The 25545-nt window shown below is 71.5% G+C and carries 19 protein-coding genes and 3 pseudogenes; 13 read left to right on the top strand and 9 right to left on the bottom strand.

The window, feature by feature from the left end; all coding sequences use genetic code 11:
* The first annotated feature begins 107 nt into the window (after positions 1–107).
* Positions 108–605: a hypothetical protein gene (locus tag ACFVH0_RS26545; protein WP_385824045.1), complete on the top strand. Its 498-nt coding sequence runs from the start codon at positions 108–110 to the stop codon at positions 603–605.
* A 90-nt stretch (positions 606–695) separates the two neighbouring features.
* Here ACFVH0_RS26545 and ACFVH0_RS26540 read toward each other — a convergent pair whose 3' ends face one another.
* Both ACFVH0_RS26540 and ACFVH0_RS26535 read right to left on the bottom strand, forming a co-directional pair.
* Entirely contained in the window at positions 696–4112 is a 3417-nt protein-coding gene (locus ACFVH0_RS26540) for a hypothetical protein (protein WP_385824042.1), read from the bottom strand.
* Positions 4099–6432 (bottom strand): CHAT domain-containing protein, encoded by a 2334-nt coding sequence (locus tag ACFVH0_RS26535; protein WP_385824040.1) that lies wholly within the window; start codon positions 6430–6432, stop codon positions 4099–4101. Before ACFVH0_RS26535 ends, ACFVH0_RS26540 begins: the two co-directional genes overlap by 14 nt.
* A gap of 65 nt (positions 6433–6497) precedes the next feature.
* Between ACFVH0_RS26535 and ACFVH0_RS26530 the strand changes: the two genes are divergently transcribed.
* Entirely contained in the window at positions 6498–7313 is an 816-nt protein-coding gene (locus tag ACFVH0_RS26530; protein WP_385824038.1) for a CATRA system-associated protein, read from the top strand.
* Positions 7314–7858: 545 nt separating this feature from the next.
* Positions 7859–8614 carry an aminoglycoside adenylyltransferase domain-containing protein gene (locus ACFVH0_RS26525; RefSeq protein ID WP_385824036.1) on the top strand — a complete coding sequence of 252 codons (756 nt, stop codon included), beginning with the start codon at positions 7859–7861 and terminating at the stop codon, positions 8612–8614.
* Between the two features lie 487 nt (positions 8615–9101).
* Here the strand turns inward: ACFVH0_RS26525 and ACFVH0_RS26520 are convergent, their stop codons facing one another.
* Both ACFVH0_RS26520 and ACFVH0_RS26515 read right to left on the bottom strand, forming a co-directional pair.
* Positions 9102–10634 carry an amidohydrolase family protein gene (locus ACFVH0_RS26520; RefSeq protein WP_385824034.1) on the bottom strand — a complete coding sequence of 511 codons (1533 nt, stop codon included), beginning with the start codon at positions 10632–10634 and terminating at the stop codon, positions 9102–9104.
* Positions 10635–11277: 643 nt separating this feature from the next.
* Positions 11278–11844 carry a hypothetical protein gene (locus ACFVH0_RS26515; protein WP_385824032.1) on the bottom strand — a complete coding sequence of 189 codons (567 nt, stop codon included), beginning with the start codon at positions 11842–11844 and terminating at the stop codon, positions 11278–11280.
* 282 nt (positions 11845–12126) lie between these two features.
* Here ACFVH0_RS26515 and ACFVH0_RS26510 point away from each other — a divergent pair, with 282 nt between their 5' ends.
* Complete coding sequence (locus ACFVH0_RS26510) at positions 12127–12573, top strand: TIGR03618 family F420-dependent PPOX class oxidoreductase (RefSeq protein WP_385824030.1); 447 nt, start codon at positions 12127–12129, stop codon at positions 12571–12573.
* A 91-nt stretch (positions 12574–12664) separates the two neighbouring features.
* On the opposite strand, the gene ACFVH0_RS26505 is transcribed toward ACFVH0_RS26510, so the two are convergent.
* The gene (locus tag ACFVH0_RS26505) at positions 12665–13270 is read right to left on the bottom strand and encodes an AAA family ATPase (protein ID WP_385824028.1); all 606 of its coding nucleotides are present in this window, start codon (positions 13268–13270) and stop codon (positions 12665–12667) included.
* Positions 13271–13640: 370 nt separating this feature from the next.
* On the opposite strand from ACFVH0_RS26505, the gene ACFVH0_RS26500 reads away from it, so the two are divergent.
* Positions 13641–13868 carry a hypothetical protein gene (locus ACFVH0_RS26500; protein WP_385824026.1) on the top strand — a complete coding sequence of 76 codons (228 nt, stop codon included), beginning with the start codon at positions 13641–13643 and terminating at the stop codon, positions 13866–13868.
* 60 nt (positions 13869–13928) lie between these two features.
* On the opposite strand, the gene ACFVH0_RS26495 is transcribed toward ACFVH0_RS26500, so the two are convergent.
* Positions 13929–14432: a DUF4232 domain-containing protein gene (locus ACFVH0_RS26495; protein ID WP_385824024.1), complete on the bottom strand. Its 504-nt coding sequence runs from the start codon at positions 14430–14432 to the stop codon at positions 13929–13931.
* 814 nt (positions 14433–15246) lie between these two features.
* Between ACFVH0_RS26495 and ACFVH0_RS26490 the strand changes: the two genes are divergently transcribed.
* The 5 genes from ACFVH0_RS26490 to ACFVH0_RS26470 all read left to right on the top strand — a co-directional run bounded on the left by ACFVH0_RS26490 (position 15247) and on the right by ACFVH0_RS26470 (position 20304).
* Positions 15247–16023, top strand: coding sequence for a (5-formylfuran-3-yl)methyl phosphate synthase (locus ACFVH0_RS26490; RefSeq protein ID WP_385824022.1), 777 nt, complete (start codon positions 15247–15249; stop codon positions 16021–16023).
* A 7-nt stretch (positions 16024–16030) separates the two neighbouring features.
* Positions 16031–17437 carry an aldehyde dehydrogenase family protein gene (locus ACFVH0_RS26485; RefSeq protein WP_385824020.1) on the top strand — a complete coding sequence of 469 codons (1407 nt, stop codon included), beginning with the start codon at positions 16031–16033 and terminating at the stop codon, positions 17435–17437.
* 2 nt (positions 17438–17439) lie between these two features.
* Positions 17440–18543, top strand: coding sequence for an NAD(P)-dependent alcohol dehydrogenase (locus ACFVH0_RS26480; protein ID WP_385824089.1), 1104 nt, complete (start codon positions 17440–17442; stop codon positions 18541–18543).
* A 169-nt stretch (positions 18544–18712) separates the two neighbouring features.
* On the top strand, positions 18713–19621 hold the full coding sequence (locus ACFVH0_RS26475; RefSeq protein WP_385824018.1) for a class I SAM-dependent methyltransferase: 909 nt from the start codon (positions 18713–18715) through the stop codon (positions 19619–19621).
* A gap of 290 nt (positions 19622–19911) precedes the next feature.
* Positions 19912–20304 carry a VOC family protein gene (locus ACFVH0_RS26470; protein ID WP_385824016.1) on the top strand — a complete coding sequence of 131 codons (393 nt, stop codon included), beginning with the start codon at positions 19912–19914 and terminating at the stop codon, positions 20302–20304.
* Between the two features lie 261 nt (positions 20305–20565).
* Here ACFVH0_RS26470 and ACFVH0_RS26465 read toward each other — a convergent pair whose 3' ends face one another.
* On the bottom strand, positions 20566–21174 hold the full coding sequence (locus ACFVH0_RS26465; protein ID WP_385824014.1) for a TetR/AcrR family transcriptional regulator: 609 nt from the start codon (positions 21172–21174) through the stop codon (positions 20566–20568).
* A gap of 46 nt (positions 21175–21220) precedes the next feature.
* Between ACFVH0_RS26465 and ACFVH0_RS26460 the strand changes: the two are divergent.
* Positions 21221–21361: pseudogene (locus tag ACFVH0_RS26460) on the top strand (SRPBCC family protein); the annotation flags it as partial.
* A gap of 78 nt (positions 21362–21439) precedes the next feature.
* On the opposite strand, the pseudogene ACFVH0_RS26455 reads toward ACFVH0_RS26460, so the two are convergent.
* Positions 21440–21691 (bottom strand): annotated as a pseudogene (locus ACFVH0_RS26455) (cytochrome P450); the annotation flags it as partial.
* A gap of 433 nt (positions 21692–22124) precedes the next feature.
* Between ACFVH0_RS26455 and ACFVH0_RS26450 the strand changes: the two are divergent.
* Both ACFVH0_RS26450 and ACFVH0_RS26445 read left to right on the top strand, forming a co-directional pair.
* Entirely contained in the window at positions 22125–23186 is a 1062-nt protein-coding gene (locus ACFVH0_RS26450) for an ATP-binding protein (RefSeq protein WP_385824012.1), read from the top strand.
* A complete protein-coding gene (locus ACFVH0_RS26445; RefSeq protein ID WP_385824010.1) occupies positions 23183–24982 on the top strand; it encodes a hypothetical protein in 1800 nt (599 codons plus the stop codon). Before ACFVH0_RS26450 ends, ACFVH0_RS26445 begins: the two co-directional genes overlap by 4 nt.
* Before the next feature lie 191 nt (positions 24983–25173).
* Here the strand turns inward: ACFVH0_RS26445 and ACFVH0_RS26440 are convergent.
* Positions 25174–25485 (bottom strand): annotated as a pseudogene (locus tag ACFVH0_RS26440) (SDR family oxidoreductase); the annotation flags it as partial.
* Positions 25486–25545 lie beyond the last annotated feature (60 nt).

Raw genomic sequence — 25545 nt, 5'->3', positions numbered from 1 at the left:
CCCACACGGCCCGCGCCGGCCCCACCGGCGTGGGCCGCGGCCACCGTCCGGCGGCTCGGCCGGGGCGCGGTGGAGGAGCGGGCAGGGGCGTACGGCAGAATCCCGCTGTGGCGTCTTTGGAGGGCTTGGCCGAACTGGAAGCGGGGACGGCAACGCTGTCCACGCCGATGCGGGTGTACGTAGAGGCCGGGCGGTTCACCGAGCCCGACCCCGACCTGCCGGAGCTGGCGGCCCGGATCCGTGGGCTGCTGGCCGCGGTCGCGGCGGACGAGCCCTGGCAGCGCTTCCTGCCCGGATACACTCCGCCGTCCGTTCCGGAGATCTGTGCCGCTCTGGAGCCGGTGGAATCGCACGGTGCCGCCCCGTTCCTGGCCCGTGTCGCGGCTGTCGACCTCGTCTGGCCGAGCCACCGGCACCTGCCCGCCGAGACCGCCGAACGCGCGGCGGGCCGGGTGGTGTCCCTGCTCGGACCGGAGGCCAGCTGGTGGACCAACCATGACATCGGCTGCGGCGCCGTGAACGGGCTCACCCCGCTGTTCGACAGCCTGCTCGCAGGGACGAACGGTGAACACTTCGTACTGGCCCTGCAGATCGCCGACGACTGAGCGCCCGTCGGGCGGCAACCGCGCGACGTCCCGCGGCCGGACCGTGCGAAGCGACGCCTGCGTCACCGAGGACACCCGGTCGTCGAGAGTTCAGGGCGCCCCGGGGCCGCCCATGAGCCGCTCCAGAATCCGGCTCACGATCTCCACCTCGTCGGGCTGCATCCCCTCCTGGAACAGCGCGGGGCCATGCGTTCCGTGGGCGAGGCGTTCGAGGGACGCGGCGAACGGGCAGGCCTCATGGCCGTAGTCCCGGCGCAGTCCGTCGAGGACGACGCGCAGGCCCGGGTCCTCGGTGCGCCCCGCACGACGGCACAGCACGACGCGATCGATGAGCTGGTCCGCCGTCAGACCAGCATAGGAACGCCCGTGTTGCCGGTCTACTGGGTACGGACCTGAGCCTGCCGCGGGCTGAGCCCAGCCGGTCGCACCGACCGCTGCCGCGATCCGGCCGGCCACCTTCGATGTGCCCGACGCAGCTCGATTCCTCGCCTGCCTGCTCGGTGAATACGGGCCCCCGGCCACGTCGTCGGCCTCCGCGCCCGGTTCCCCGGGGCGGCCGAGCCCCAGTGCCTCGGCGACCGCGAGGAGCGCCCTCCGGTCGACGGCGGCGAGGCCCGGAAGGACGAAGTCCCAGTAGCGGCCGATGCCGCAGAGCGCGCGGGCGAGCAACTGGCGAATCCAGGCCGGGGGTTCATCCTCTGCGGCCGTCGCGTTCCGGAGACTGTCCGCAGCCCGGCCGTCCCCGGGGTTACCAGTGGCCCGCGCGTACTCCGCCGCGTCGGCCAGCAGTTGCGCGGCGCCGCCCTCGTCACCGGCCTCCTTCAGCCACTTCGCCGCCTCCGCGATGACCGCGGGTGCCTCGCCCGGGCGCGCGGGCCGCCACGCTCGCAGCGGGGCGTCCCCGGCCTCCGGTCGTGTACGCGCCGCGTCCAGAGTCCGTTGCGCCGCTTGCCGTTCGCCGTACTCGCGGATGGCGCGGACCGCCCGCTCGGCCTCGGCGACATCGCCGAGGGCGAGCCAGGCGCGGGCGACCGCGTGGAGCGCCTGCTCCTGGCCGTACATCAGCTCGCGCGCGGTCTCGGCGGCGGGAGCGACGACCTCCCGAGCCCGGTCGTGGTCGCCGGACCGCGCCATCGCCGCCGAGACCGCCGCCAATGCCCGGATCCGGAGGCTTCTTCCGGGCTCCATGTCGTGTGCGACGGACAGCGCGCGTGTGAGGTCGCCCGCCTCCACGTACGCCAACACCACGGCCTCCAGGGCGGGTTCCCGGTGCGACCAGAAGGAGAACCCCCGGCCCAGCTCCTCGGCCCGGACCACGGCACCGCTGCGGGCCAGGGCGACTGCCGCGCGGCTGAGCAGCACATCGTTGGACGTGCCGACCAACGTGACCGCGCGCTCCGCGAGATGGCGCGCGAAGGCGTACTCCTCCGCCTCCACCAGCGCGTCGGCGAAAAGGAGGAGGCGCAGTGGGGTGAACCGTGGGGTCGCTTGCGGCAGATCCGCCACAAGCCCGGCGAGCCGGCGGGCGGTGGCCGTGTCCCCCTCGGCCGCAGCCGCAGCGGCGACCGCGGCCAGTATCTTGGCCCGGTGCGGGAAGGCGCCGCCCCCACTGTCGAGCGGGCCACCGGGCCCACCTTCGGCAGCGCCCTCAGGGCCGACGGAGAGCCGTTCAGCGTCGCCGGTCATTCCGTTTTCGACCAGCCATACCGCGATGTCGCACAGGAGCTGCCCGGTCAGGTGCGGCGTGCCGGCCCTGTGCGCCGTCCGCACTGCCTGGTCGGGGTCACCGGCGGCCAGGTGGGTGTGGGTGACCTCCCTCAGCCCCGCCGAGTCGTCGAGGCCGAGGCTGTTGTGCTCTTCCGCGTGCAGATGGTCCGACTCCGCCGTGGCGCCCGCCAACTCGCGTGAGGCCGACGCGCGTTCGCGGTCGTCGCGGATGTGACTTACGAAGGATTCGGCCAGGTCCGTCCGGCCCTGCTCCACCAGCGCCCGCACGACCCCCGGCCGTACTCGGTGGTCGAGTGCTTCCAGCAGAAGCTGTGTATCGGACCGGTCGATCTTCTTCCGCAGCGCACGGAGAAGGGGCCCGGTGGGGATGTCGGCGTCGATCTCCCGCAGGAGGGACAGGGCCCGTTCGGCGTCCCCTGCCACCAGGTGCCGGACAGCGGCCTCGCGCAGGGTGTCGGCCCTGCCGCGATCGTCGGCGATGGAACGTGCCAGCTCCTCCGCCCGTTCGGCGTCGCCGATCGCGAACACCGCGGCGGTCAGCAGTTGGGTACGGGTCTGCTCGTGCGGTACCGCGCGGACGAGCCGATGGAACTGCTCGTCCTGTCCGGTCACGGCGAGCGCCGTGGTGAGATGAGGCAGGGCGAAGACGCCCCCGAACTCCCGGACCGCGTCGGGTGTCGGGAAGGCGCGGGCCAGCGACTCGGCCCGGGCGCCCTGGCCGTCGGCGGCGAGCGCGGCGATCACCGGTATCAGCGCTTGCCGGTCGGCGCCGCCGGTGTCGTCGCCGCGGTAGCCGTCGGTGGCGCTGTCGTCGGAGGTGAGGTTCAGGGCAATGTGTTCGGCCCGATCGAGGTGCCCGGCGGCGATCTGGGTGTCCACCAGCGCGCGCAGCGAGGCCAACCGGGCCGCCCGCGAGGGGGCGGCCCGGGCGATGCGCTCGGCGGACGTCCACTGGCCCGCGGCGGCGAGCCGCACGACCGCGTCCTTCGCTCCGGCCTCGGTGAAAGAGTCCAACGTGCCGACAGCAGCGGTGAGTTCGGCGATCGTGCGCCGCGCCTGGGTGTGGTGGTCCCCGTCGAGAAGCGCGAGGGCCAGCTCGGTGAGGACCGCGGTCCTGCGGGCCGGGGCCTCGAAGGAGCGGGCGAGCTGGTCGGCCCGCAGCGGATCACCGGCGGCGGCGAGCGTCGCGGGCAGGCTGGTGGGCAGCCCGTCGTTGCGGCTGCCCAGCTCCTCGCTCAGGACCGCGAGGACGGCGGCAGCCGCCAGGTCGGGGGCGTCCTGCTCGGCGAGGGCGGCCTGGCAGGCGGCGACCTCGTGCACGGCGACGACATCGCCGCCGGTCAGCGCCCGCAGCCGTGCGTGCCGTGCCCGGTCGGTGCCGCAGGCGGTCATACGGGGTACGTCGCCGGTCGACTCCAGGAGACGGAAGTATCCGTCCAGCAGGTACTCCGGGGTGTCGTCCGGCCAACCGCCCGCCCGGTACGACTCCGCCCACGCGTGCAGGGCTGCGACGCAGTCCGCTGCGGCGCGTTCCCCGGCAGCTTCCGTGACTCGCCGTCGCTGTTCCGCGCCGGCGATCACGTGGACGGTCTCACCGGTCCAGCGGCTCGCGGTCCGGCCCGGGCCGGTGCTGGAGGCGGCGGCGAGCAGCGCGTCCAGTTCGTCCGGTGGGAAGCCGGTCAGGGCCAGCAGGTCGGTGCGGGTCAGCCCGCCGCCGGCGACGGCTACGAGAACGGACGGGGACCGCCCGGGCGCGGCGGCCACGCTAGACGCCCACATGGATGAACGGCACCCAGGTGCTCGGGTGGTGGGGGCGCCGTCGGCGTTCCCGGCTCACGGCGTGGTGCAGCAGGGCCGCGGCCGAGTCCGGCGGCGAGTCGGTCCGCGCGTCGGACCCGGGCTCGGCGAGCCGCCCGTAGACCTCCTTCGCCACGCGCTCGGTACTGCTGTCGAGGACGGGCGACATCGTGCCGATGACGGACTGGTAGCCGCGGTAGTGCAGGACGGAGGTCACGGAGATCATCTCGTCGAGGTCGGTGTGGTCCGGGGCCGCGGTGGAGCACGCCGCGAGGAAAGCGAACTCCGGTCTTCCTGCGCGCACTTCGGCGAGATCGGCGATGGTCAGATCCCGGTCGTGGAGCACCAGACCGGTCCGGTCGGGCGACACGGGGTCCTGCCGGCCGTGGCAGTCGAAGTGGACCCGGCCGTGCCGCCCCAGCGCGCGCTTCACGCTCCCTGCGGTGGCCTGCGGCCCGCACAGCGTGGTCAGCAACTCCTCCGGGAACAGGCCGGTGAGAAAGTCACGGAAGCGGTCCGTCGCCGGAAGGGCCTGATGGCCGGCGCGGCCTCCCACCGATACGAGCAGCAGCCGCTCCCGGTCACCCCGGTGATCTCCCCGGCTGCCACCGCTGCTGTTCGCGCGCAGGTCCCGGGCCTTACGGGCCGAGATCAGACTGCGCAGAGTCGGGGTGTACGAGGAGACGACCCGTTCCCCGGCCCCGGCACCGGGCACGCCCGCGACCGGCCGTGGTGCGGCGGCATGCAACGGCAGCACCGAGAGCGGCCCGGAGGGGCACCACCACAACCGCGGCGGCTCGGCGTCCTCGCCCTCCCCGCCGCGTCCGGGCAGAGCCAGTGCGGCGAAGACGGGTGCGGCGACCGTCTCCCACAGCCAGTGCAGCGTCGCCTGGATGCGGGCCTCCCGCTTCCGCCCGGTAAGTTCGTTCAACGCGGCGAGATAGCCGCGGGCGTTGCGCTGTGCTGCCCGCAGGGTCAGGGCGGGCAACGGGACGACCTGCGGGGTGTCCTCCTCGGCCGTCACGAGCAGGGCGTGGCAGCCGAACCGGCTGAGGACCACCGCCACCACGGGCCCCTCGGCGGCGGCGGGCTTGATGTCGGCGACGTAGCTCACCGTCCGGAAGGTCGCCTCGGGCAGCAGGCCCTGCGCACGTTCGGCCGCCCGCCCCCACCGCCGCTCGCGGCGCGCAGCCCCCTTCCCCGTGAGCCGGCCGACCAGCCCCCACCGCCGCGCGACCGCCGCCGATGGCGAATCGGGGCGGACGGTCTGCCATGCCGAGATGTCGCGCACCTCGTAGGGGTCGGGCGCCTCGTCGGTGGGGCCGGGCCGCTCCAGAACTCGGCAGGCCCGGTCCATGCGCCGGGCAAGCCCACGGCTCACCGCCCGCAACTCGGCCCGGATCGTGGCGTGCAGCAACTGGTCCCACACCACCCCGCGGCCGGTCTCCAGCAACTCGATCGCCTCGACCGGGCGGCCGGCGGCGATGGCACAGGCAGCCGCGTCCGCCGCGACCGCGGCCTTGTGCGCGACCTGCTCGGCAGCCGGCACCCGCCGTCCGCGCGGCACGCCCCACCCGGCAGTCCGCGGCAACAGGGCGACGGCGGCGGCCATGTCCTCGTACCCGGCGCCGGGCCCCTCCGCGGCCGCGCGGGCGCTGCCGCAGGCGTGCAGCATGCGAACCCGGTGTCGGGCCGGCGCCCCCGACATCCCGGCAAGCCGCCGCCGCAACACGTCGAGATCCGGCACCTGCCCCGGGCCCGCCCCCCAAGCGCCGGACGGCGAGAGCCGTTCGACGACTTCCCATTCCTCAAGGCACTCGACGAGCAACGAGACCCGAGCGGCATCCTCGGCGCTCCCCGACCCCACGACGCGGTCCACGCCGGTCGCGTCCGCGGGTGCACCGGCCGGCCGACTGTGCGAGTCCGCGGGCTCACCTTCCGCCGGACCGGCAACGCCCGTGCCGTCGGCTGCCGGGCCGCCGTCGTCCGTCTCGCTCAGCAGCCGGATCGCCGTCACGAGGTCCGCGACATCCGGTTCGGTGCTCAGGCGGAAGCGGAGGAGCAGCTCCGTGGACAAGGCCGTCACAGCGGTCCTGCGGCGGCGGCTGCCGGGCTTCGCGCGTGAGACCGCCGCCGCCAGGCGGTCCATGTCCGGGCGGGTGCCGCGCCCGGCGCGGGCGCCGCCGCGCAGACGCTGGGCCGCGAGTTCACGAACCTGCTGCTGGAGGGTGCGCAGCCGGGCCCCTTCACGGCGCTTCTTCTCCTGCTCCTGCGGAGACTGCTGATAGGAAACATGACCCACGGGTGCCTCACAGTGGATGTCTCGACCCCACGGAACGTGATGACTCGTCATCTACCCTAGACGGCATGGACATTGAGGGAGCGCGCATCGCGCGTGCGGATATCGTGGAGGCGTTGCAGGTCGTCCGGGACGTGGCTGCGCAAGAGCTTCCCGCGGACCAGTGGGCCGAAGCCGACGCGGCGGTGAACGCGCTCGCCGACGCACTCGCCCAGGACGATCCTGAGGCGTTGCAGGACGCGCTCGCGGACCTCGAAACGTTGGGCCCGCGGAGGCTCGCCCCCACTGGCGGCGAGCCGGAGGGGGGCACCGCGCCCGTTCGGCTCGGGATACTGGTCAGGGCCCTTGAGAGGTACGATCGGCGCACCGCCCGACCGGGCGACCTCGGCACGCTGCCGGTGACGGTCTACGTGTCGGACGCCGCCGTGCACGAGGAGGTCGAGGCCGCCGTCGGCACCGTGCTGGCCGCCGCGGGGCTCACCGTGGTGGAGCGCGACGAGCCCGTGCTCGGGTCGTGGTTCCGGCGGATGCGGGCGGCCGCTTCGCGTGCGGCCCGGTCGCCCGCCGCACGCGAGGCCATGCGCACGGCCCTGCACACCGCCGACGCACGCTTCCTCCAGCGGACCGACGCCGAGGTCACCTCGCTGCTCATGCAGAATCTCGGCCCGCTCATCGGCTCGCTCCAGACGACGAAGGACGCGGTTGTCCGGGTCGGCGCGGTGCTCGTCGTCAAGGTCGACTGGACCGTGGTCGTCCATCAACTGACGCCCGGACAGCAGCTGTTGCTGGACCACAACCCGGATCTGGAGGCCACGCCGCACACGATCCTCGCGGCGCTCGGGGCCTCCCCGGCCGGTAACCCGGCCTCGATGCCCCCGGAGTAGAAGACACCGGATACCGGCCGTACACCCGGGGCCGTGCGGCACGCCCGGTGCGCGTCGAGAGGTGCCCGCCGCAGGCCGGGGTGGGCCGCCCGCACCAGGACCGTCGCCCAGCGGATTCGTCCCACCGGCCGCACCCGTGCCGGTCAGTCCATCTGATCCTGCGGCGACGGGTGTTCGACCGTTTCCGGTTGTGGCGGCACGGTCGGCCACCAACGCACGACGAACCCGGACCGTGCCCGGATACGGATGTGGATCCCCGTCACGGGGCTTCCCATGCTCACCGAAATCGAAATTCCCCCACTCCAGAAGGAGTTGGCCGAGAGCATCACGGCGCGGATATGTACGACCCCGCCGTGACGTTCGGAGCCTTCGTACGCTCCGGCTGCAGCCCTTCGGCACCTGTGCGAGCTCACACCGCTTCTCGCGGCGCGAAACCGGGCCTCCTGCACCGACTGCGCCGGGCCGGCTCCCTTCCCGGTGCTTCCGCTAGTGCAGCACGCTGAACAACACGTTCAAGCACAAGAGCACCACATATGCTCGGTCTTGTGACCAACGATGCTCTTGTGCCCTCCGATGTCGTCCGCTACGTCACCGAGGTCTCGGCCGTCCTCGACGGAATGCGCCCCGACCTGGTCGGCGTCTACCTGCACGGCTCGGCTGTGCTGGGAGGGTTCCACGGTGAACGCAGTGACGTGGATGTGCTGGCCGTCGTTGCCGAGCCCGGTACCGAGGCTGACCAGCAGGCCATGGGCGAGGCGGTGGCGGAGACCACGGCACGGTGTCCCGGCACGGGTCTGGAGATGAGTGTCATCACGGCGGCGACAGCGGCCCGCCTCGGCTCCTGCCCCTTCGAGGTCCACATCCGCACCACTGCGGACGAGATCGCCGTCATTCCCGGGTCCGGCCATGCCGGTGACGACGACCTGGTCCTGCACTGCGCCGTGTGCCGAGAGCATGCGATCACCGTCTGCGGCCCACCGGCGTCCGCCGTGTTCGGCCCGGTTCCCGCAGACCGCGTCGGCGCGGCGATGGCCGACGAACTGCGGTGGGCGCTGGACCACGCGACCGCGACGTACGCGGTGCTCAATGCCTGTCGTGCGCTGAGATTCGCCGCTGACGGATGGCTGTGTTCCAAGCTCGACGGCGGCCGTTGGTACCTGGCTCGCCACGGCGACAACGCGGTTGTCGCCGCAGCCGTCGCCCACCAGCGCGACGGGCGGCCGGGGCCGGCGGCTCCTGCCGCCGCCGCGTTCGTGGCAGCAGCGTGCGGCCGCCTGGGCCCACCGTCGGATTCCCGGTAGCCGTGGGACGCTCTCTCATTGCGATGGCCGACGCCGCGTCCTCTGCACATACGTCGAGGCGTTGCTGAGGCAGGTGCCCATCACTCCGAGGGGCAGGGCACGCCCCGCACTGTCCCACCCGCACCGCGCAACAGGTGAGCCGCGTCATCGATCTCGCGAGCGCGCACTCCTATCGCCACCCGCAGAGCTTGGTGGCCGGATGCCGCTGGAGCGTGGCGTCGAGGGGAGGAGCCGGCGGAGTCGGCCGCGAGCGTCTCGCGGGCGGCTCCATTCCGGGTGACGCCGTCGACTGCCACACCAGATACCAAAGACACCATCGTGGCTGGTCCAGCCGTTGACGCGGCCACGGTTGTTGCTGATCTGCAACCGCTTCCTGGCCGGGTCCACGGACGACACCAAGTGCAAGTGGACCGTCCCGGCAACACGGGCGAGGACGATGTCGACGTGGGGCCCGGCTGCCGCCGTCTCGCGAAGAGGGCGCCGACGGTCAGTGGGCGCAGATGTGGGGAGCCGCGACGCCCGTGACCGGGGGCTCGCTCACGGCAGCGGCACGCGCCACGTCGGCAAGCAGACGCAGCCGCTCCGCCCGGTCCAGATACCGGCCGTCGACCAGCACGGAGTGGATCCGCTGCGTATGGCGGATATCGGTGCGCGGGTCCGCGTCCAGGACCAGCAGGTCGGCGCGGTCTGTCGGCAGGCCGAGCATCCGAGCGGGCGCAGTGGTGGCGGCGTGGAGGACGTCCCGTGTGGGCAGTCCCGCCTCGACGAGGAGTTCCAACTCGTGGTGGAGAGAGAAGCCGGGGACCGCGTAGCCGGTTCCGGTGTCGGTGCCCGCGATCAACTGCACACCGGCCCGGTGGAGTTCCGCGACGAGGCGCAGCCGGTGTTCGTAGATCCGGTGGATACGGGACGTGTCCCGCGCGGTGCGACCGGCGGTCAGGGAGGACCAGATGGTGGGCCAGTAGTCGGTCATCCAGCCGGGCAGGTACGCGAACTCCGGTGAGTCGGTGGGCAACTGGTCGGTGCGCTCCAGCGAATGGTGGACGGTGAGGGTCGGAACGACGTGGGTGCCGTTGGCGGCGAGCCGGTCGAAGAGGGCGCGGGCACGGCCGACGTCGTACGTCCGCATCGCCTGCCACTCCACCGCGTGCACCTGCCGGAACCAGCTCGCGTAACGCTCGAAGCTGGTGCCGAGGGTGGGGTCGATACGGACCTTCGCCATGGACCGCCTGATGTCGGCCTCCCGGGCCGAGGTGGCGAGGAGGAGGGCGTGGAGGTGCTCGATGGACTGCTGCCCGGCGTCGCTCGCGCGGGCGATGGGGAGGGTGTCGGGGCAGTGGCCCGCGTGGCCCAGGCCCTGGCGGCGGGACTCGTCGGCGATGGCCTCGTACGCCTCCGGCGTGAGCCGCGAGTACACCTTGACGAAGTCGGCGCCGCTCGCCTTCGCCTCGCGGACTGCGCGGCGCGCTGACGGGGCGTCGGCGACCTCGACGACGCGCTGGCCGGTGTCATTGGCCCACAGCGAAGGCTGACCGTCGAGGATCGAACTGGCGATCACCCAGCGCGGGCCGAGGAGCTTGCCCGCGCGGACCTTGTCGCGCCACTCGTGGTGGAGGGGGCCGCCCCACATCTCGCGGACCGCGGTCACACCGTTGAGCGGAAAGAGGGGCGGCATCACGGTCTCGGGCCCGTCGTTGTGGACATGGGACTCGACGAGACCGCCCATGACGATGTACTTGCCGGTCAGGTCGTATGTCGTCGCCCCGCCGGGAATCGGGACCTCGGCCGAACGGCCCGTACGGATGATGCGGCCGTCGCGCACGAGGACGGTGCGGTCGGTGCCCGCTCCGAGGACAGTGGCGTGGGTGAGGGCGATGGCTTGGCCGGGGTGCCGACCGGAAGCAGCCGCCGTACGGTCCGGGGCCATTCGGGGGACGGCTGCGGCAGGCGGTGCGGCGGGCAGGAGGGCGCCGCCGGTGAGGGCGGCCGTTGCGGCGAGGGCTTCGCGTCGAGTTGGCATGGCACCACTCTGGTCCGGGCCGAGGCCCGGGGCACTGGCTCCAAGCGGTGGGCACGGGGTGTTGGTGGCAACACCATGGGGAGTGGCACCACCGCGCGAGCGGCCCGGCCGTCGGGTTCGGCGTGGACTCCGGGACCGTGACACTTCTCCCCGGCATGCGGCACCAAGCGGCTTCGACCGGTTCGGGGCGCGGATCACGGCCGAGGACCCCGTGGGCGTCGATGGCCTCGGCCGTGGCAGGCGGGTCGGACCACGCGGCGGACGCCTGACACTCGACGATCGGTACGCAGCCGCACAGGCCGTCGAGGCCGGCTTCGCTGTCACGACACTTCGGTGGCAGCCCGCGCTCGCTGGTCTTCAGACGCATGGTGGGTCCGGATCGACCTGGCTCCCAGTGCCGGGGAGAGCCGCTGGGGAGGGAGCCGGCCCGGCTGCTGATGGCGTCGATGGCGGCAGGACGGTTGGCACGGACACGGACACGGTCACGACGGGCGGGGCGGTTGCCGGCCGGCTGCCGGCCGGCAGGCATGCCTGCATCAGCCGACGGAGGTGGGGGAAGGCCACAGCCTCCATGGCCCCCTCGGTGCGACCACCGACGACGTTTACGCACGACGAACGGTTCGAGGAAGAGGAAGACGGTGGGTCAGTCGGGCGGGTCCTGACCGGGAACGAGCGGGTGAAGGCCATGGGCGGCCAGGAGACGGTTGGCGAAGCCCGGGTCGGAGAGGGGGACACCGTTGACGGCGAGAAGAGTGAACAGGTCTGCGAGCCGGCGGGGTCCGGTGCCGCGAAGCCGATGGCCGGGGGCGAGGCCGAGGACACCAATGAGCGGTCCGCGTCCGGTAGCGGGTGTTGTGGTCAGGCGCAGACGCATCGTGAGGCGCGCTGCGTCCGAATCGGGGTCCTCACCGAAGGCCATGTCCAGGCCCGCGATGTCCTCCCAGTGGAAGCGACGGCGTAACAGTGCCCTGGAGAGGGTGAGACCCTCGCTGTCGGCGCGCACCCAGAAGCTGAGGGGCGCGGGCAGGGCCACGGCCGGGACGACCGCGGCGATGATCAGCAGGCTGGTGCCGACGCCCAGCCGGTCCGCTGCGCCGCTCGCGCCGAGGACGACAGCCGACAGAACGCCCACGAGACATCCCGGCCCTACGCCCGCGAAGCGCCACAGGGAGCCCAGGTGTACGGTCCGGAACCGGTTCGTCGTGTCCACAGGCTCAACCCTGGGGCCTTGATGTCACTGTTCCGCCACGTTTCCAGGGCCTTTGTGCCACAGATCCACAGCGATCTCACGCAGTTCGAAGACGGATGGTTTCTCACCGCAGTCAGTTCCGCCCGGGCCGACTCCTGTACGGCGCGCAGCTCGGCAGCGGAACACCGGCTGGCCGGCTGCGGATACCGCTCCTGCCGGCGGCTCGCGCTGAACGGGGTCTCGACGACGTCCATGTGTGAAGGAGGTGCGACGGCAGGAAGTTGTGGTTGATAGCCTCCCCGGATGACTGCGCCTTTCGATGAAGCCGTCCGCGCCCGACTGCAAGCCCCCAACATCTGGTACGTCGGCACCGTGTTCGCCGACGGGGCACCGCAGGTCAGCCCGATGTGGGTGGATCTGGAGGGGGAGGGGGAGCTGACGTTCAACACTTCGGTGGGGCGGGTGAAGGAGGAGAACCTGCGCCGCGATCCCCGCGTCTATCTGTCACACGCGGACGCTGCCGACCCCCTCGACCGAGTGCAGATCAGCGGTGTGGTGGCCCGTTTCATCGAGGGCGAGGAGGCACACGACCGAATGGACCGGCTGGCCCGCAAGTACCTGGGCGTCGAGCGCTACGAGTGGACCATGCCGGGGGAGCAGCGGGTCGCGGTGATCGTGCGTCCGGTGAAGGTGCGGCACATCGTCGGGGTGGAACGGTTCCGGCCCGGCGGCCCCGTCCCCGCTCCCTGACCATCCCCAAGACATTCACCGACCGACGCCTCGGCACGGCCATCGTCGACCGCCTCACCTTCAACAGGACTGTCTGCGCGGCCGAGGTCCGTCAGTGGTTGATCCGGCCCTGCGCATCGGGGCGGACGCGACACTTCTGGAGAAGCGACCTCTGCCCGTTGTGGTCGGTGCTGAGCATGTGCGCGATCTTCTCCGCGATCACCGTAGTGTCGACGGGGCAGCTGGTGTCGACGTTCAGCAGCGGACCGCCCAGCTGGAGTGGGCCCGGGTAGGTGGCACGGACGGCGGCCACTCGATCCGCGACCTGCTGGGGCGTGAGTTTCGGGTCGAGGTGGCCGGGGTGTCGGGTGCGGGCTTGGAAGCGCTCGGCCGCGAGGGCGACATCGCAGTCGCAGTGGACTTCGATCAAGAGGCCGGCGAGGCTCTGGAGTCGACCGGGGGCCGTCTCGTGGTGCCACCAGTTGTCGAGCACGGCCCGGCCGGCGTCCGCTGCCAAGGCGAACATGATGTCGTCGCTCGCTCTGCTCAGCCTGCTTCGCCAGGCATGGCCACCGACTCCGAGCGAGTCGTAGAGAGACTCCAGGATCACGTCCTTGTCGAGCACCGGAAGACTCAGCTGATTGGCCAGACTTCGGGCGAGGGTGCTTTTTCCGCTGCCCGGTAGACCTGAGATGACCACGAACGCGATGCTGCTCACAGGGGTCAGTATCTCGACGCCATTGACGACGGGCCACCCGTAGCGCTCAGCCGGGCCAGCTCAAGGGCTCAGGGGCCAACTCGGCGGCAAGCCAACGAAGTCAGTGGCGTACGTTGGGTGTAGTGACCTCCCGAGCACCCCTGCGGCGCCCCGAATCGCCGGGCACTTTCCAGCGCCTGCCGCAACACGCTGGTAGTGGTGTGCCGTTATCTGCGGGCTTCCTTGCTTTGCTTCCCGTCGGCGTCGGCGTCGGCGGGAAGCGAAGCGTCGTCTCGTGCTGAGCCGTCAACCCGTGTCCGGTAGTGGCCCGCGTTTGTCATGGGCAGAGCGGTTCGCGCCGGCGCTGCGAACGCGTAGGCCAGGGGATGCTGTGCTTCACCAGGTTGAACAGGACGATCAGGCCGATGAGGACGCCGTTGAGCAGGTGTCGTCGGATGACACGCCGCGCTGCCTCTCACCCAAATGGGACCTGAGCGGCTCCGATAGCCAGTTCGCGGTGCGGCCCGCCCCTGACGGCCCGGGCGGGGCGATCATCACCGCCACGGTCACGAAGCGGCGGCCGGGCGAGGCCATGCGCGTCCTGGACCTCAAGACCTGAGTGGCGATACCCGAGGGCCGCCGGCCCCGCTCCGGACGGGGCCGGTGTATCGCAGGCGCGTCAGGCCCCTTGCCGCATCGGGCCGATGAGGGTACCGGCGGCGACCTTCAGCGTGCCCTGAGCGAAGGACGTGCCGGGGATCTGCCCGCCCGGGGCCTGGAGTGTGAAGGACGCCTCGTCCGCGGAGAACTGACGGGCGTCGTTGGGGACCTGGATATCGACGTGCACCGGGTGGCCGGGGCCGAAGGTCACCGCGGTGCGCTGGTCTCCGTAGCGGCCGGCGGTGAGCTGGGTCTGCGAGCCGTGGTCGGAGAAGCGCACGTCGGTCGGCGAACCGGCCAGTTCGCAAGGGTCGTACCCGCGCGGCGCGGTCAGGGTGACGCGGTAGTGGTGGTGCCCCGCACTGGCGGGCGCATCGGTGATCTTCGCGGTGTGGTTCGCCGGACGGCATGCGGAGGGAGCGGCTTCGCTCTCCGTCGCCGGGGAAGCCTGCGCGACTGCGGGGGCCGCGACGGCCAGCAGTACGGCAGCGAGCGTGATGGCGGTGTTGCGGTTGGTACGCATGAGCACTCCTTGCTTTGCTCGGCGGCCCAGTGGTTGTTCTCCACCGGAGCCATGGTCGGTCTAATCTGTGCCCCCTCTCAATCGCCGGGAATGTCCCAGGATCGTCACGTCCGCGACGGCGGCAACCGCACAGCCGTGCCGGGCTGGCGGCGGCGCTCGGAAGGCCCGCGCACCGCCGGCCGCTGTCCCGGTGTCCAGGGGCAGGCGGCCATGAGCCCGTCGTCCGCCCCGTCGTCCGCCACTCACTCCGATCCGGGCCCCGGTGAGGGGCCCACGCAGCATGCTCCGCTGCCCGGAGGCGCGAGTAGCCGTCTCGGAGGGCGGGCGGTGGCCGGGCGCACGAAGGGACGGGAGCGGATGCCCCTGCCTTCGACGGGATCGCCCGCGGACGGGCGTGGGTGCCGTGCCGCACCGCGCGACGGGAGCGCCCCCGCCCCCGGCGGAAGCGCCTCGCCGGAACGGCTGCCGCCGGAAGGGTCAGCCAACGGCTCCGACAGGAGCAGCAACGGCATACGGTCCTGAGCACGGCGTAGCGGGCTAAGGGAGCCTCCGGTCGTCGAGCCGGGCAGACGTATGCGATCAGGCCGGAGCGGAGCGGCGTGGCGTCCGCGAACAGCCAGGGCATCCGCAGCCCGGGCATATGGCGGCTCGAACCATGTGCCGGCTCGAACCGGCGTGCACGGCGCACCGGGAATGCCCAGGCAACACCGTTGGGACTCCGCGCGCCCTACCGGTGGCCACGGGCCCTGGCAATCATGAGCTGACCGCAAGGGATCCAGACGACACCGCACACCTGCCACTCGGCCAGGTGGACATGCGGTGGAAGGAGTCCACATTGTTGCTTCTCATCTCCCCTGACAGCGTCGAGGAAGCCCTCGACTGCGCGAAGGCGGCGGACCACCTCGACATCGTCGATGTCAAGAAGCCCGACGAGGGCTCGCTCGGTGCGAACTTTCCGTGGGTCATCAAGGAGATCCGTGACGCGGTCCCGGCGGACAAGCCGGTGTCCGCCACCGTGGGAGACGTGCCGTACAAGCCCGGCACAGTGGCCCAGGCGGCGCTCGGTGCGGCTGTCTCCGGAGCCACGTACATCAAGGTCGGTCTCTACGGATGCACGACGCCCGAACAGGCCATCGACGTCATGCGGGGAGTCGTCCGGGCGGTGAAGGACTACCGGCCGGAGGCATTCGTCGTTGCCTCGGGCTACGCCGACGCCCACCGGATCGGTTGCGTCAACCCGCTCGCACTGCCCGACATCGCCCTCCGCTCCGGCGCTGACGCGGCCATGCTCGACACCGCGGTCAAGGACGGGACCAGGCTGTTCGACCACGTTCCGCCGGAGGTCTGCGCGGAGTTCGTCCGGCGAGCCCACGAGGCCGAGCTGCTCGCCGCACTCGCGGGCAGTGTGAAGGTGGGAGACCTCGGCACGCTGACCCGCATCGGCACGGACATCGTGGGGGTGCGTGGAGCGGTCTGTGAGGGAGGCGACCGCACCACCGGAAGGATTCAGCCGCAGTTGGTGGCAGCCTTCCGGGCGGAGATGGACCGGCATGCCCGGGAACACACGGCTGCTGTCACCGCGGCGAGTTGACCGCAGCATGGTGACAGGCCGGCCCCATCAGGCGTCGCCCGGCACCGTCGGCGGCCGCTTCGCGGTCCTCGATCCGGCGACGGGCGAGGCATTCGAGGAGGCCCCTGACCAGCAGCCGGACGAGTTGGACGTCGTTGTCGGCCGGGCCCACGAGGCCTGGCGCAGCTGGCGGACCGACCGCAACGCCCGCGCCACCGCACTGCTCGCGGCAGCCGACGCCACGGAGGCCGCCGGTGCCGAGCTCGCCTCCCTGCTCACCCGTGAACAGGGCAAACCCCTGTCCGAGTCGTACGCGGAGGTCGCCCGCACGGCGGCCCGCCTGCGCTACTTCGCCGGACTCGACGCCGGACCCCGGCCCATCGCTGACGGTCGCCCGGTCCGCAGCGAGGTCCGCTGGCGACCCCTCGGGCCCGTCGCCGCGATCGTTCCGTGGAACTTTCCCCTCCAACTGGCGTCGGCGAAGCTGGCGCCCGCGCTCGCCGCAGGCAACACGGTGGTACTCAAGCCCTCGCCCTTCACGCCCCTTGCCACACGCCTGCTGGGATCCGTCATCTCCACCGCGCTGCCCGACGACGTGCTCACGATCATCACTGGTCATGAACCCCTCGGGGCCCGCCTGGCCGCCCACCCGGGGATCCGCCATGTGACCTTCACCGGCTCGATTCCCACCGGACGGGCCGTCGCGGCAGGCGCGGCGGCGTCCCTCGGCCGGGTCACCCTGGAGCTGGGTGGCAACGATGCCGCCATCCTGCTGGAGGACGTGGATGTGGAGCGGATCGCGGACCGGCTGTTCTGGGCGGCGTTCCGCAACTGCGGGCAGGTCTGCATGGCGGTCAAGCGCGTCTACGCGCCGGCCCGGCTCTACTCCGACGTTGTCGAGGCCCTGGCACAGCGCGCGAAGGCCACCGTCGTCGGATCCGGCCTCGAACCGGGCACGCAGCTCGGCCCGGTCAACAACATCCCCCAACTGGCCCGGGTCGAGCGCTGCACGGCCCAGGCCCTGGCCGACGGCGCCCGAGCCGCGGCCGGTGGCCACCGGCTGGACCGTCCGGGGTACTTCCATGCCCCGACGGTCCTGGCCGATGTCCCGCCCCACAGTCCGGTGGTGACGGACGAGCAGTTCGGTCCGGTCCTGCCGGTGCTGCCGTACCGGAGCCTCGACGAAGCCGTCGAGGCGGCCAACGACACCGGTTTCGGGCTGGGCGGCTCGGTATGGGGGACCGATCTCGACCGGGCCGAAGCGGTGGTCGACCGGCTGGAGTGCGGGACGGCGTGGATCAACCACCATGCCGAACTGTCCCTCGCCCAGCCCTTCGCGGGCATCAAGGAGAGCGGGGTCGGCATCGCGGGCGGGCCGTGGGGGCTCTACGGGAACCTCAGACCATTTGTCGTGCACCGCCCGGAGGAGGCATGACGATGAGGTTCGGTGCGGCCGTACTGCGCTCGTACGAAAGCCGATTCGCCGTCGAGGAGGTGGTGCTGAACGCGGGACCGGCCGACGGTGAGATCCTGGTCAGGATCGCGGGCTCCGGGATGTGCCGTACCGATCTCGCGGTCCGGCGTTCGGACGGTCGCTCACCGCTGCCGGCGGTGCTCGGCCACGAGGGGGCCGGGGTCGTGGTGGAGACCGGAGGCCCGCACACCGGCCTGAGCAACGGCGACCACGTCGTGCTGAGCTTCGACTCCTGCGGACACTGCCGGAGCTGCATGAACGCCGCCCCCGCCTACTGCGACTCCTTCGCCTCGCTCAACCTCTTCGGCGGGCGCAAGGAGAAGGCCGCGCGGTACACCGACGCGGCCGGGGGCGAACTGGCCCCCCGGTGGTTCGGTCAGTCCTCGTTCGCGGAGTACGCGTTGGTCCCGGCCCGCAATGCGGTACGGGTCGACCCCTCGCTGCCCATCGAACTGCTCGGGCCGCTCGGCTGCGGTTTCCTCACCGGCGCCGGAGCGGTCTTCAACTCCTTCGGCGCCGGGCCCGGCGACACCATCGCGGTCCTCGGCGCAGGAGCGGTGGGCCTGGCCGCGGTGATGGCGGCCGCCGCCTCCGGAGCGGTGACCGTGGCCGTCGACCGGCACCCCGAACGGCTGGCCCTCGCCGAACAGTTCGGCGCGATCCCGCTGCACGCCGCATCGGCCGACCTGCCCGGCCGCATCCGGCGACTGACCGACGGCGGCGCGCAGTACGCGCTCGACACCACGGCCTCCGTCCCGCTGATCAACGACGCGCTCCGGGCCCTGCGCCCGACCGGCCGCCTCGGTCTCGTGGCACGGCTCCGCACCACGCTCCCGCTCGAACCGGGGGCACTGGACCGGGGGAGGAGAATCTCCCACATCAGTGAGGGGGACGCGGTGCCGGGACTGATGATTCCACGGCTGACCGGGCTGTGGCAGGCCGGCCTCTTCCCCTTCGACGAGCTGATTCGTACGTACCCACTCGCCGACATCAACGATGCCGAACGCGACTGCGACGCGGGCCGCGTGGTCAAACCCGTCCTGCTTCCGGAGGGGAAGCACCGCTGAACGAGGCGTTCGACTCCTCTGCCCATCCGGTGACCGCGGGACTGCCCGCTGTCGGGCGCTTCCCGACGAACAGCATGCCCGCAGCGGCGGCACCATGTGTCCACTGCTGATCCATCGTCCATCCGCATTCCTCGCTGCGCATGGTCTCAACCTGTCCGAAGGAGAACACGTGGTCGGCACAACGTCTCGGAACACCGGAGTGGAAGGCGTGGAAGGAGGTGTCGGCCTGACCGCGCTCCTGGTCGCCGCGGCACGGGCGATCGAGACCCACCGCCACGACACCCTGGCACAGGACGTCTACGCGGAGCACTTCGTGCTGGCCGCACCGGCGTCCGCCGGCTGGCCCGTCCGGTTGCAACAGGTTCCGGACGGGGACACCAACCCGCTGTGGGGGAGGTTCGCGCGTTACTTCGGTCTGCGGACGCGGGTCCTCGACGACTTTCTCCTCCGGTCGGTACACACGGGTGACATCCGACAAGTGGTTTTGCTCGGGGCGGGGTTGGACTCGCGGGCGTTCCGGCTCGACTGGCCTCCCGGCTGTGTGGTCTTCGAGATCGACAGGGAGGGTGTGCTGGCGTTCAAGCACAAGGTGCTCGACGGACTGTCGGCCACTCCGAAGGCAGCGCGTGTACCTCTCCCGATCGATCTGCGCGCAGACTGGGTCGGAGCGCTGGCCGACGCCGGGTTCGACACGGACGCCCCGAGCGTCTGGCTGGCCGAAGGGCTGCTGTTCTACCTGTCCGCGGCCGCTGAGACGGACCTCATCGACACGGTGGACCGGTTGAGTACGGGAGGGAGCGCGCTGGCGTTCGAGGTCAAGCTGGACAAGGACCTGTTGGAATACCGCGACAGCCCGCTCTACACCTCGACGGCACACCAGATCGGCATCGACCTGCTCACCCTGTTCGACAGAGAGCCGCGGCCCGACTCCGCCGGTGATTTGGTGAGCAGAGGCTGGGACACATCGGTTCGGACCCCCTTCGACTTCACCCGCCGGCACGGACGCGGCCCGCTGCCCGAGCCGAACGACGCGTTGGCGGGCAACCGGTGGGTGTTCGCGAACAAACCCGGACTGTAACGCCGCGGCCGGCGTCCTGGCCGCCGACCGTGTGGCGGATCCGACTGTACGGCCGCCGCCGCTGCCTCCGTCTCATGGGCTTCTTCCTCCGGCCGGGCCGCCCCGGCACATCGATATTCGCCGGAGCAAGCCGGTCTTTCGCCTCGGGCGTCGCCTCAGCTGCCGACAGCACGGGGCGACCGGCCAGGCGGAACACGGATCCCCCGGCAGAGCCGACCGCACCGCACCGATGAGCAGGAGATGCCGGCATCCGACCCGGTGGAGAGAACCCGGCTAGTAGGTTGGGACTCATGTTCGCTCTGTATCCGCGTGTGCTCGCCGGGGACTATCCAGCCGTCTTCGCCTTCTACGCAGCCGTACTGCCCGAGCTGACGGGATACGCGCTCGCGCACGGTGACGCGAGGTCCGGGTACGCCAGTTGGGACGCGCCCGGGGGAGCGACCGCGTTCGCCGTGATCCACCGGGACGATTTCGTCGGTGAGGTTACGTCGGCTCCTGGCGAGGGCGGTGCGACCCTCGTGGTGCCCGTCGCGGACGCGGCTGCGATGGACGCGGCGGTCGCACTGTGCCGACGGCATGGTGGGGTCCTGGTGGCGCCGGCCAGGGACCTGCCGGGTTGGGGGCTGCGAGCGGCGCACCTGCGCGACCCGGACGGCAATCTCCTGGAGATCCAGACGTACTGACCGCCCCCCGTCCGATGCCCGACCGGGAGAGCCGGCAGCTTCACAGCGATTACATCTGCACTCTGGCCGAGGGGCTGGAGCGGCACCTTCGACAGGGCAGGGGGCGGAGCCGGGAACCCGACGAACCGCGCTGGCTCCGGACTTTTCGAATGCTTCGCGGAAAGCCCGAGGAGCAGGCCGAGGCGTACTTCTGCCTCGGTGACCGCTGAACGAACGGTGGTCGTCGTCCGGCCCGGCCGCTCGGCCCGATCAGCCACTCGGTCACTCCGGGCCGTAGTACAGCCGGAGGAACTCCTCCATCGCCGCATCGACGCCGCCGCGGTCACCGGTGGCAAGCAGGTCGAGCAGCAGACCGCGGACGGTGGCGAGTCCCAGCCTGGCGCGGTTCCGGGCCACGGCAGGGTCCTCACCTGCGGCGACCTCGGCGGCCATGAGTGGCTCCAGCCAGTCGTTCACGAACCCTTCGAGGACCGGGGCGGCCTCGGGGCGGCCCCGCAGGGCCTGTCCGCAGATTTCGAAGAAGAGCCGCTCCTGCCCGGCCAGTCGAGGGTCCGTCAGCTGCCGCCAGAGGAGCCTCGCAGCGTCGGAGGCGGAGAGACCGGGCTCCAGACGGAACCGGGACAGCAGATCACGCTGGCGCTGCTCCGACGTCCGGACGATCTCGACGAGCAGCGCTTCCTTCGAGCCGAAGTAGTGGATCAGCATGCGGTGACTGACGCCGATCGCGCCGCCCAGGCTGCGCAGGCTCAGGTCCGCGAAGCCATGTGCCGCGACGTGGTCTACGGCCGCGTTCACCAATTGAGAGCGCCGGTCCCCGTCCGTGTCGGACGTGGCTTTGCCCTGAGGATGCGAGCCATTCTTGTCCACCACGTCGCGAGCGTACCAATTGGTACATGGCCTGTGTACCGTGTGGTACATGAAGTCTGTCACCGTGTCGATCGACGTACCGCAGACGCCCGAGCAGGTCTACGACTTCCTCGATGTCATGGCTCACCACGAGCGATTCACCGACCACTACCTGACCGGATGGCGCTACGGCGGCCCCGGCCGTGGCATCCAGGATGGGGTGGGTCCGGCGCCGGCCGGGCAGATTTTTGAGGCGCCAACGGGCGGTGATGTTCGCGAGGGCGAGGGTGGCCTCGGTCATCGCGAAGGTCTCGCCGATGCACTTGCGGGCGCCGGTGGCGAAGGGAATGTATGCGTGGCGCGGTGGCTGGGGGCGCTCGGGATCCCAGCGGAAAGCGCGTGCCCGCCCAGGTGGGTGTGACGGGTGACCGTGCGGGTGATGAACCAGGCCGGGGCGTAGAGCCGGAGGGTTTCGGCGATGACGCGTTCGCTCACGGGGCCGCGGATTCCGACATCGCCGGTTGCGGTGATTCCGACGCACCCCGGACCGGCTACCTGCGGAGGCGGAGGCGGAGGCGAACGATGCGTCCAGGCGCCTGACGAGAACCAAGCGTCCGACTCGTCCGACGGCATGGCGGGCGGGGATACGGCAGTGGGGACGTTGCGAGTTCAGGCGGTGCACGGGGATGTCATGGGTCGCGGCGGAGCCGGTACGTGAGCCCGGTCGGGCACCGGTCGGCCAAGGAGGGGGAGAGCACCGGACGGAGGCAGGCACGGCTGCGGCGCCCCGGACGGTTCGCGCCACTGAACAGAGGCTGCGCCGCCAAAAAGGGGCTGCGCCGCATTTTGTACCCCACGCATACTGGATCACCCGGACGCAGTCGGAAGCTGTTGCACGCCGTCACCAGTTCCGTCACACCTTCCGTCACCCGTGCTGTCCCGTCCCGCCCCACCCCGTCCCGAGGAGCCGAGCCTTGCAGGCTGCCGTGTCCGTCACCCCTGCCCGCATCCCCGAGCTGCTGCTCGGACTCGCCACGGTGCGGCCGGTGTTCATCTGGGGAGCACCCGGCATCGGCAAGTCGTCGCTGGTGCGCGCCTTCGCGGATTCGCTCGGCCTCGAATGCGTCAGCCTGATCGGTACACAGCTGGCCCCCGAGGACCTGATCGGCGTCCCGCAGATCCGCGATGGGCGTTCGGTGTTCTGCCCGCCCGAGTCCATCGCCCGCGACGAGCCCTACTGCCTCTTCCTCGATGAACTCAACGCGGCGACCCCCGACGTACAGAAAGCCTTCTACTCGCTGATCCTGGACCGGAGGATAGGCGGCTACGAACTGCCCACGGGCTCCCTTGTGATCGGCGCCGGAAACCGGGCCACTGACAGCGCCCTGGCCAGGCCCATCGCCTCGGCCTTGGTGAACCGTCTCACCCATATCCACCTGGAGGCCTCGGCCACGGACTGGCTGACCTGGGCTGCGGGTATCGGCATCCACCCCTGGATCACCGACTACCTCACCGACCGCCCCGACCACCTGTGGTCCAAGCCGCCCCGCACCGAGGAACCGTTCTCCACACCGCGCTCGTGGCACATGCTGTCGGACGCCCTGCACTCCTTCGGTCCCGCCCTCGACGAGGACACCCTGAAGATCGTCGCGCACGGTACGCTCACGCCCGCGCACGCCGTCTCCTTCTGCGGCTACGCCAAGATCGTCCGTAACGAGTACGGCATCGAGGCCATCATCAAGGGCGACGCCTCCTGGCCGCGCCGGTTGGAGGACCGGGACCTGCTCTACTACCTGGCCGATGCCTTCCGGGGACGCCTGGTCAAGGAGTTGCCCGCCTCCAAGGAGCGTGTCGGCGCCGCAGGGCGGCAGACCGCGTACCGCGCCAAGTCCCTGCTCGTGCAGCTCGCCGAGATCTCGGTGGAAGTCGCACAGACGGTCATCGCGAACGACGCCGACGGACAGCCCGTACTGCCCGCCTGGTTCCTGGTGGAGGCGGCGCGTGACATGCCGCGCCTGGTCGAGGCGCGGCAGTGAGCCACCCCGGGGGCCGCCGCGCGGCGGTGCGGCCGGACCACGCGGCCGAGTCGTTCGAGGCCGGACTCGCACTGCTGCGCGCCAATCCCGCGCTTGCCGCCGTGGGCGCCACCTTCTGCCGGGACAAGAGCTGCGCGCTGGCACCCGGCCACGGTCTCGCCCGCGTCGACTCCGCCGGCACCATCCACGCGCACCCCGCCCGACGCGCCGAACCGGCCGAATGGGCCTGGGCTTTGGCCCATTGCGTCATCCACCTCGGCTTCGGCCACGTACCGGCTACCCGGGGCGAGCGAACGCAGGCCGATCCGTACGACCAAGCCGCACGCTGCGCCGTGGTCAACCGCTTTCTGCTGACCTTCTCGGTGGGCCGTCCGCCGGACGAGCTACCCGCCTCCTACCCCGGCGGGGACGAGGAACAGCTCGCGGCCCGCTGGCGGCGTGACGGGATTCCGCCCGATTACCGGCACTGCGGAACGGCGGACGGCGCGGGCGACCAACTCCTGCTCCCCTGGGCCGGTTTCGGCAATCCCCCCGACTGGCAGCTGTCCTTCGCTCAAGCCCTGACGCGCACCATTTCGCGGGCCATGGACGTGGCCGGCGGCCTGCGCGAATCGATCGGCGGGCAAGCGACCCGACGTCCGCCGTGGGAGCACGCGCTCAACTGGTTCGTGTCCTCGTACCCGCTGCTCGGTGGCATCGCGGCCGGCATGACCCTGGTCGCCGACGCCGAACTCGCCCGCGCCCACGGCATTTCCGTCGCCGCCGTCGACGCTTCGGCGGGCGAGATCTACCTGAACCCTCACCGCAGCTTCACCGACGAGGAATGGCGCTTCGTGCTCGGCCACGAAATGCTGCACGCCGCGCTGCGGCACGCGGACCGTCGCGGTGCCCGCGACCCGTACCTCTTCAACATCGCCGCCGACTACGTCATCAACGGCTGGCTGCGCGAGATGCAGATCGGCGTCATGCCGGAAGGGCTGTTGCACGATCCGGAGCTCGCCGGCCTGTCCGCCGAGGAGATCTACGACCGCATCGCGGGCGACCTGCGCCGGATCCGGCGACTGGCCACCCTGCGTGGCAAGGGCGCGGGCGACATCCTCGGCGAGCCGCTCCGCCCACCGAAGGACTACGTCGACCTCGACACGTTCTACCGGCGCGGCCTCACCCAGGGCTTCGACCTGCACCGGCAGAGCGAGCGGTCGACGCTGCCCGCCGGCCTGGTGGAGGAGATCCGCGCCCTGACCCAGCCGCCGCTGCCCTGGGACGCACAACTCGCCCGCTGGTTCGATGAGTTCGTGCCGCGTCCGGAGCCCGTGCGCAGTTTTGCCCGCCCCGCCCGCCGACAGGCGTCCACCCCGGACATCCCCCGGGCAGGCCGGTACTTCCCGCCCGAGGAAGTGCAGAGTTGCACCTTCGGCGTCGTCCTCGACACCTCCGCATCGATGAACCGGACCCTGCTCGGCAAGGGACTCGGCGCCATCGCCTCCTACGCGACGGCGCGCGACGTGCCGGCCGCCCGGGTCGTGTTCTGCGACGCGGCGCCCCACGACGCGGGCTACCTGCCGGTCACCGAGATCGCGCAGCGCCTGCGGATCCGAGGCCGGGGCGGCACGCTGCTTCAGCCCGGCATCGACCTGCTGCGCCGGGTGGACGACTTCCCGCCGGGCGCCCCGCTTCTGGTCATCACCGACGGCGAGTGCGACGTGCTGCGGATCAGGACGGAGCACGCCTATCTGCTGCCCAGAGGCGGGCGGCTGCCGTTCACAGCCCGGGGGCCGGTGTTCCACGTGAGCTGACGTGGGATGCGTTCGGGCGGGAAACCCCACCACAACGCGCTCCCGGGCGCGTACGTCCAGCTCTCCAGTCGCAGCGCGCATGCCGTCCGGAACGGCAATTCCGGCGTCGAACCCGTAGAGGGCTCTGGGGTAGGCGAGGGCGTCGAATCAGTCGGTGGGCCGGCCGTTGTGACTCCGTTATCCCGCCCTGATCAGCGGGTTCCGTGCGCGCCCCCGTTCACGTTCAGCACCTGGCCCGTGATGTGGCGGGCCCCTGGGGAGGCAAGGAAGGCGACCGTGGTGGCGACGTCCGAGGGGGTACCGGCGCGGCCTGTCGCCGTGGCGGAGACGAGGGTGGTGCGGCGGCTGTCCGGGAGGCGGTCGCGGAAGAACTCCGTGTCGGCGATGTAGCCGGGCGAGACGACGTTCGAGGTGATGTAGCCGGGCGAGACGACGTTCGAGGTGATGCCGCGTGGGCCGAGCTCACGGGCCAGATTCAGGTTCCAGGTGGCGAGCCCCGCCCTTTCAACGTGCACGGACCGAGCCGGTACGAACTGGAGCCGCACCTGCGCTGGCGGCGGTCA

The organism is Streptomyces sp. NPDC127117, assembly GCF_042677325.1.
Taxonomy (GTDB): Bacteria; Actinomycetota; Actinomycetes; order Streptomycetales; family Streptomycetaceae; genus Streptomyces.
Note: the sequence above shows the minus strand (reverse complement) of the source record. Positions and strands in the feature narration are given on the sequence as shown.

Coding starts and splice junctions, on each gene's coding strand:
- ACFVH0_RS26520 (WP_385824034.1), bottom strand. CDS start 10,634: ATGCCAACTCGACGCGAAGCCCTCGCCGCAACGGCCGCCCTCACCGGC.
- ACFVH0_RS26510 (WP_385824030.1), top strand. CDS start 12,127: ATGACTGCGCCTTTCGATGAAGCCGTCCGCGCCCGACTGCAAGCCCCC.
- ACFVH0_RS26470 (WP_385824016.1), top strand. CDS start 19,912: ATGTTCGCTCTGTATCCGCGTGTGCTCGCCGGGGACTATCCAGCCGTC.
- ACFVH0_RS26530 (WP_385824038.1), top strand. CDS start 6,498: ATGGACATTGAGGGAGCGCGCATCGCGCGTGCGGATATCGTGGAGGCG.
- ACFVH0_RS26540 (WP_385824042.1), bottom strand. CDS start 4,112: ATGTGGGCGTCTAGCGTGGCCGCCGCGCCCGGGCGGTCCCCGTCCGTT.
- ACFVH0_RS26490 (WP_385824022.1), top strand. CDS start 15,247: ATGCGGTGGAAGGAGTCCACATTGTTGCTTCTCATCTCCCCTGACAGC.
- ACFVH0_RS26495 (WP_385824024.1), bottom strand. CDS start 14,432: ATGCGTACCAACCGCAACACCGCCATCACGCTCGCTGCCGTACTGCTG.
- ACFVH0_RS26485 (WP_385824020.1), top strand. CDS start 16,031: ATGGTGACAGGCCGGCCCCATCAGGCGTCGCCCGGCACCGTCGGCGGC.
- ACFVH0_RS26480 (WP_385824089.1), top strand. CDS start 17,440: ATGAGGTTCGGTGCGGCCGTACTGCGCTCGTACGAAAGCCGATTCGCC.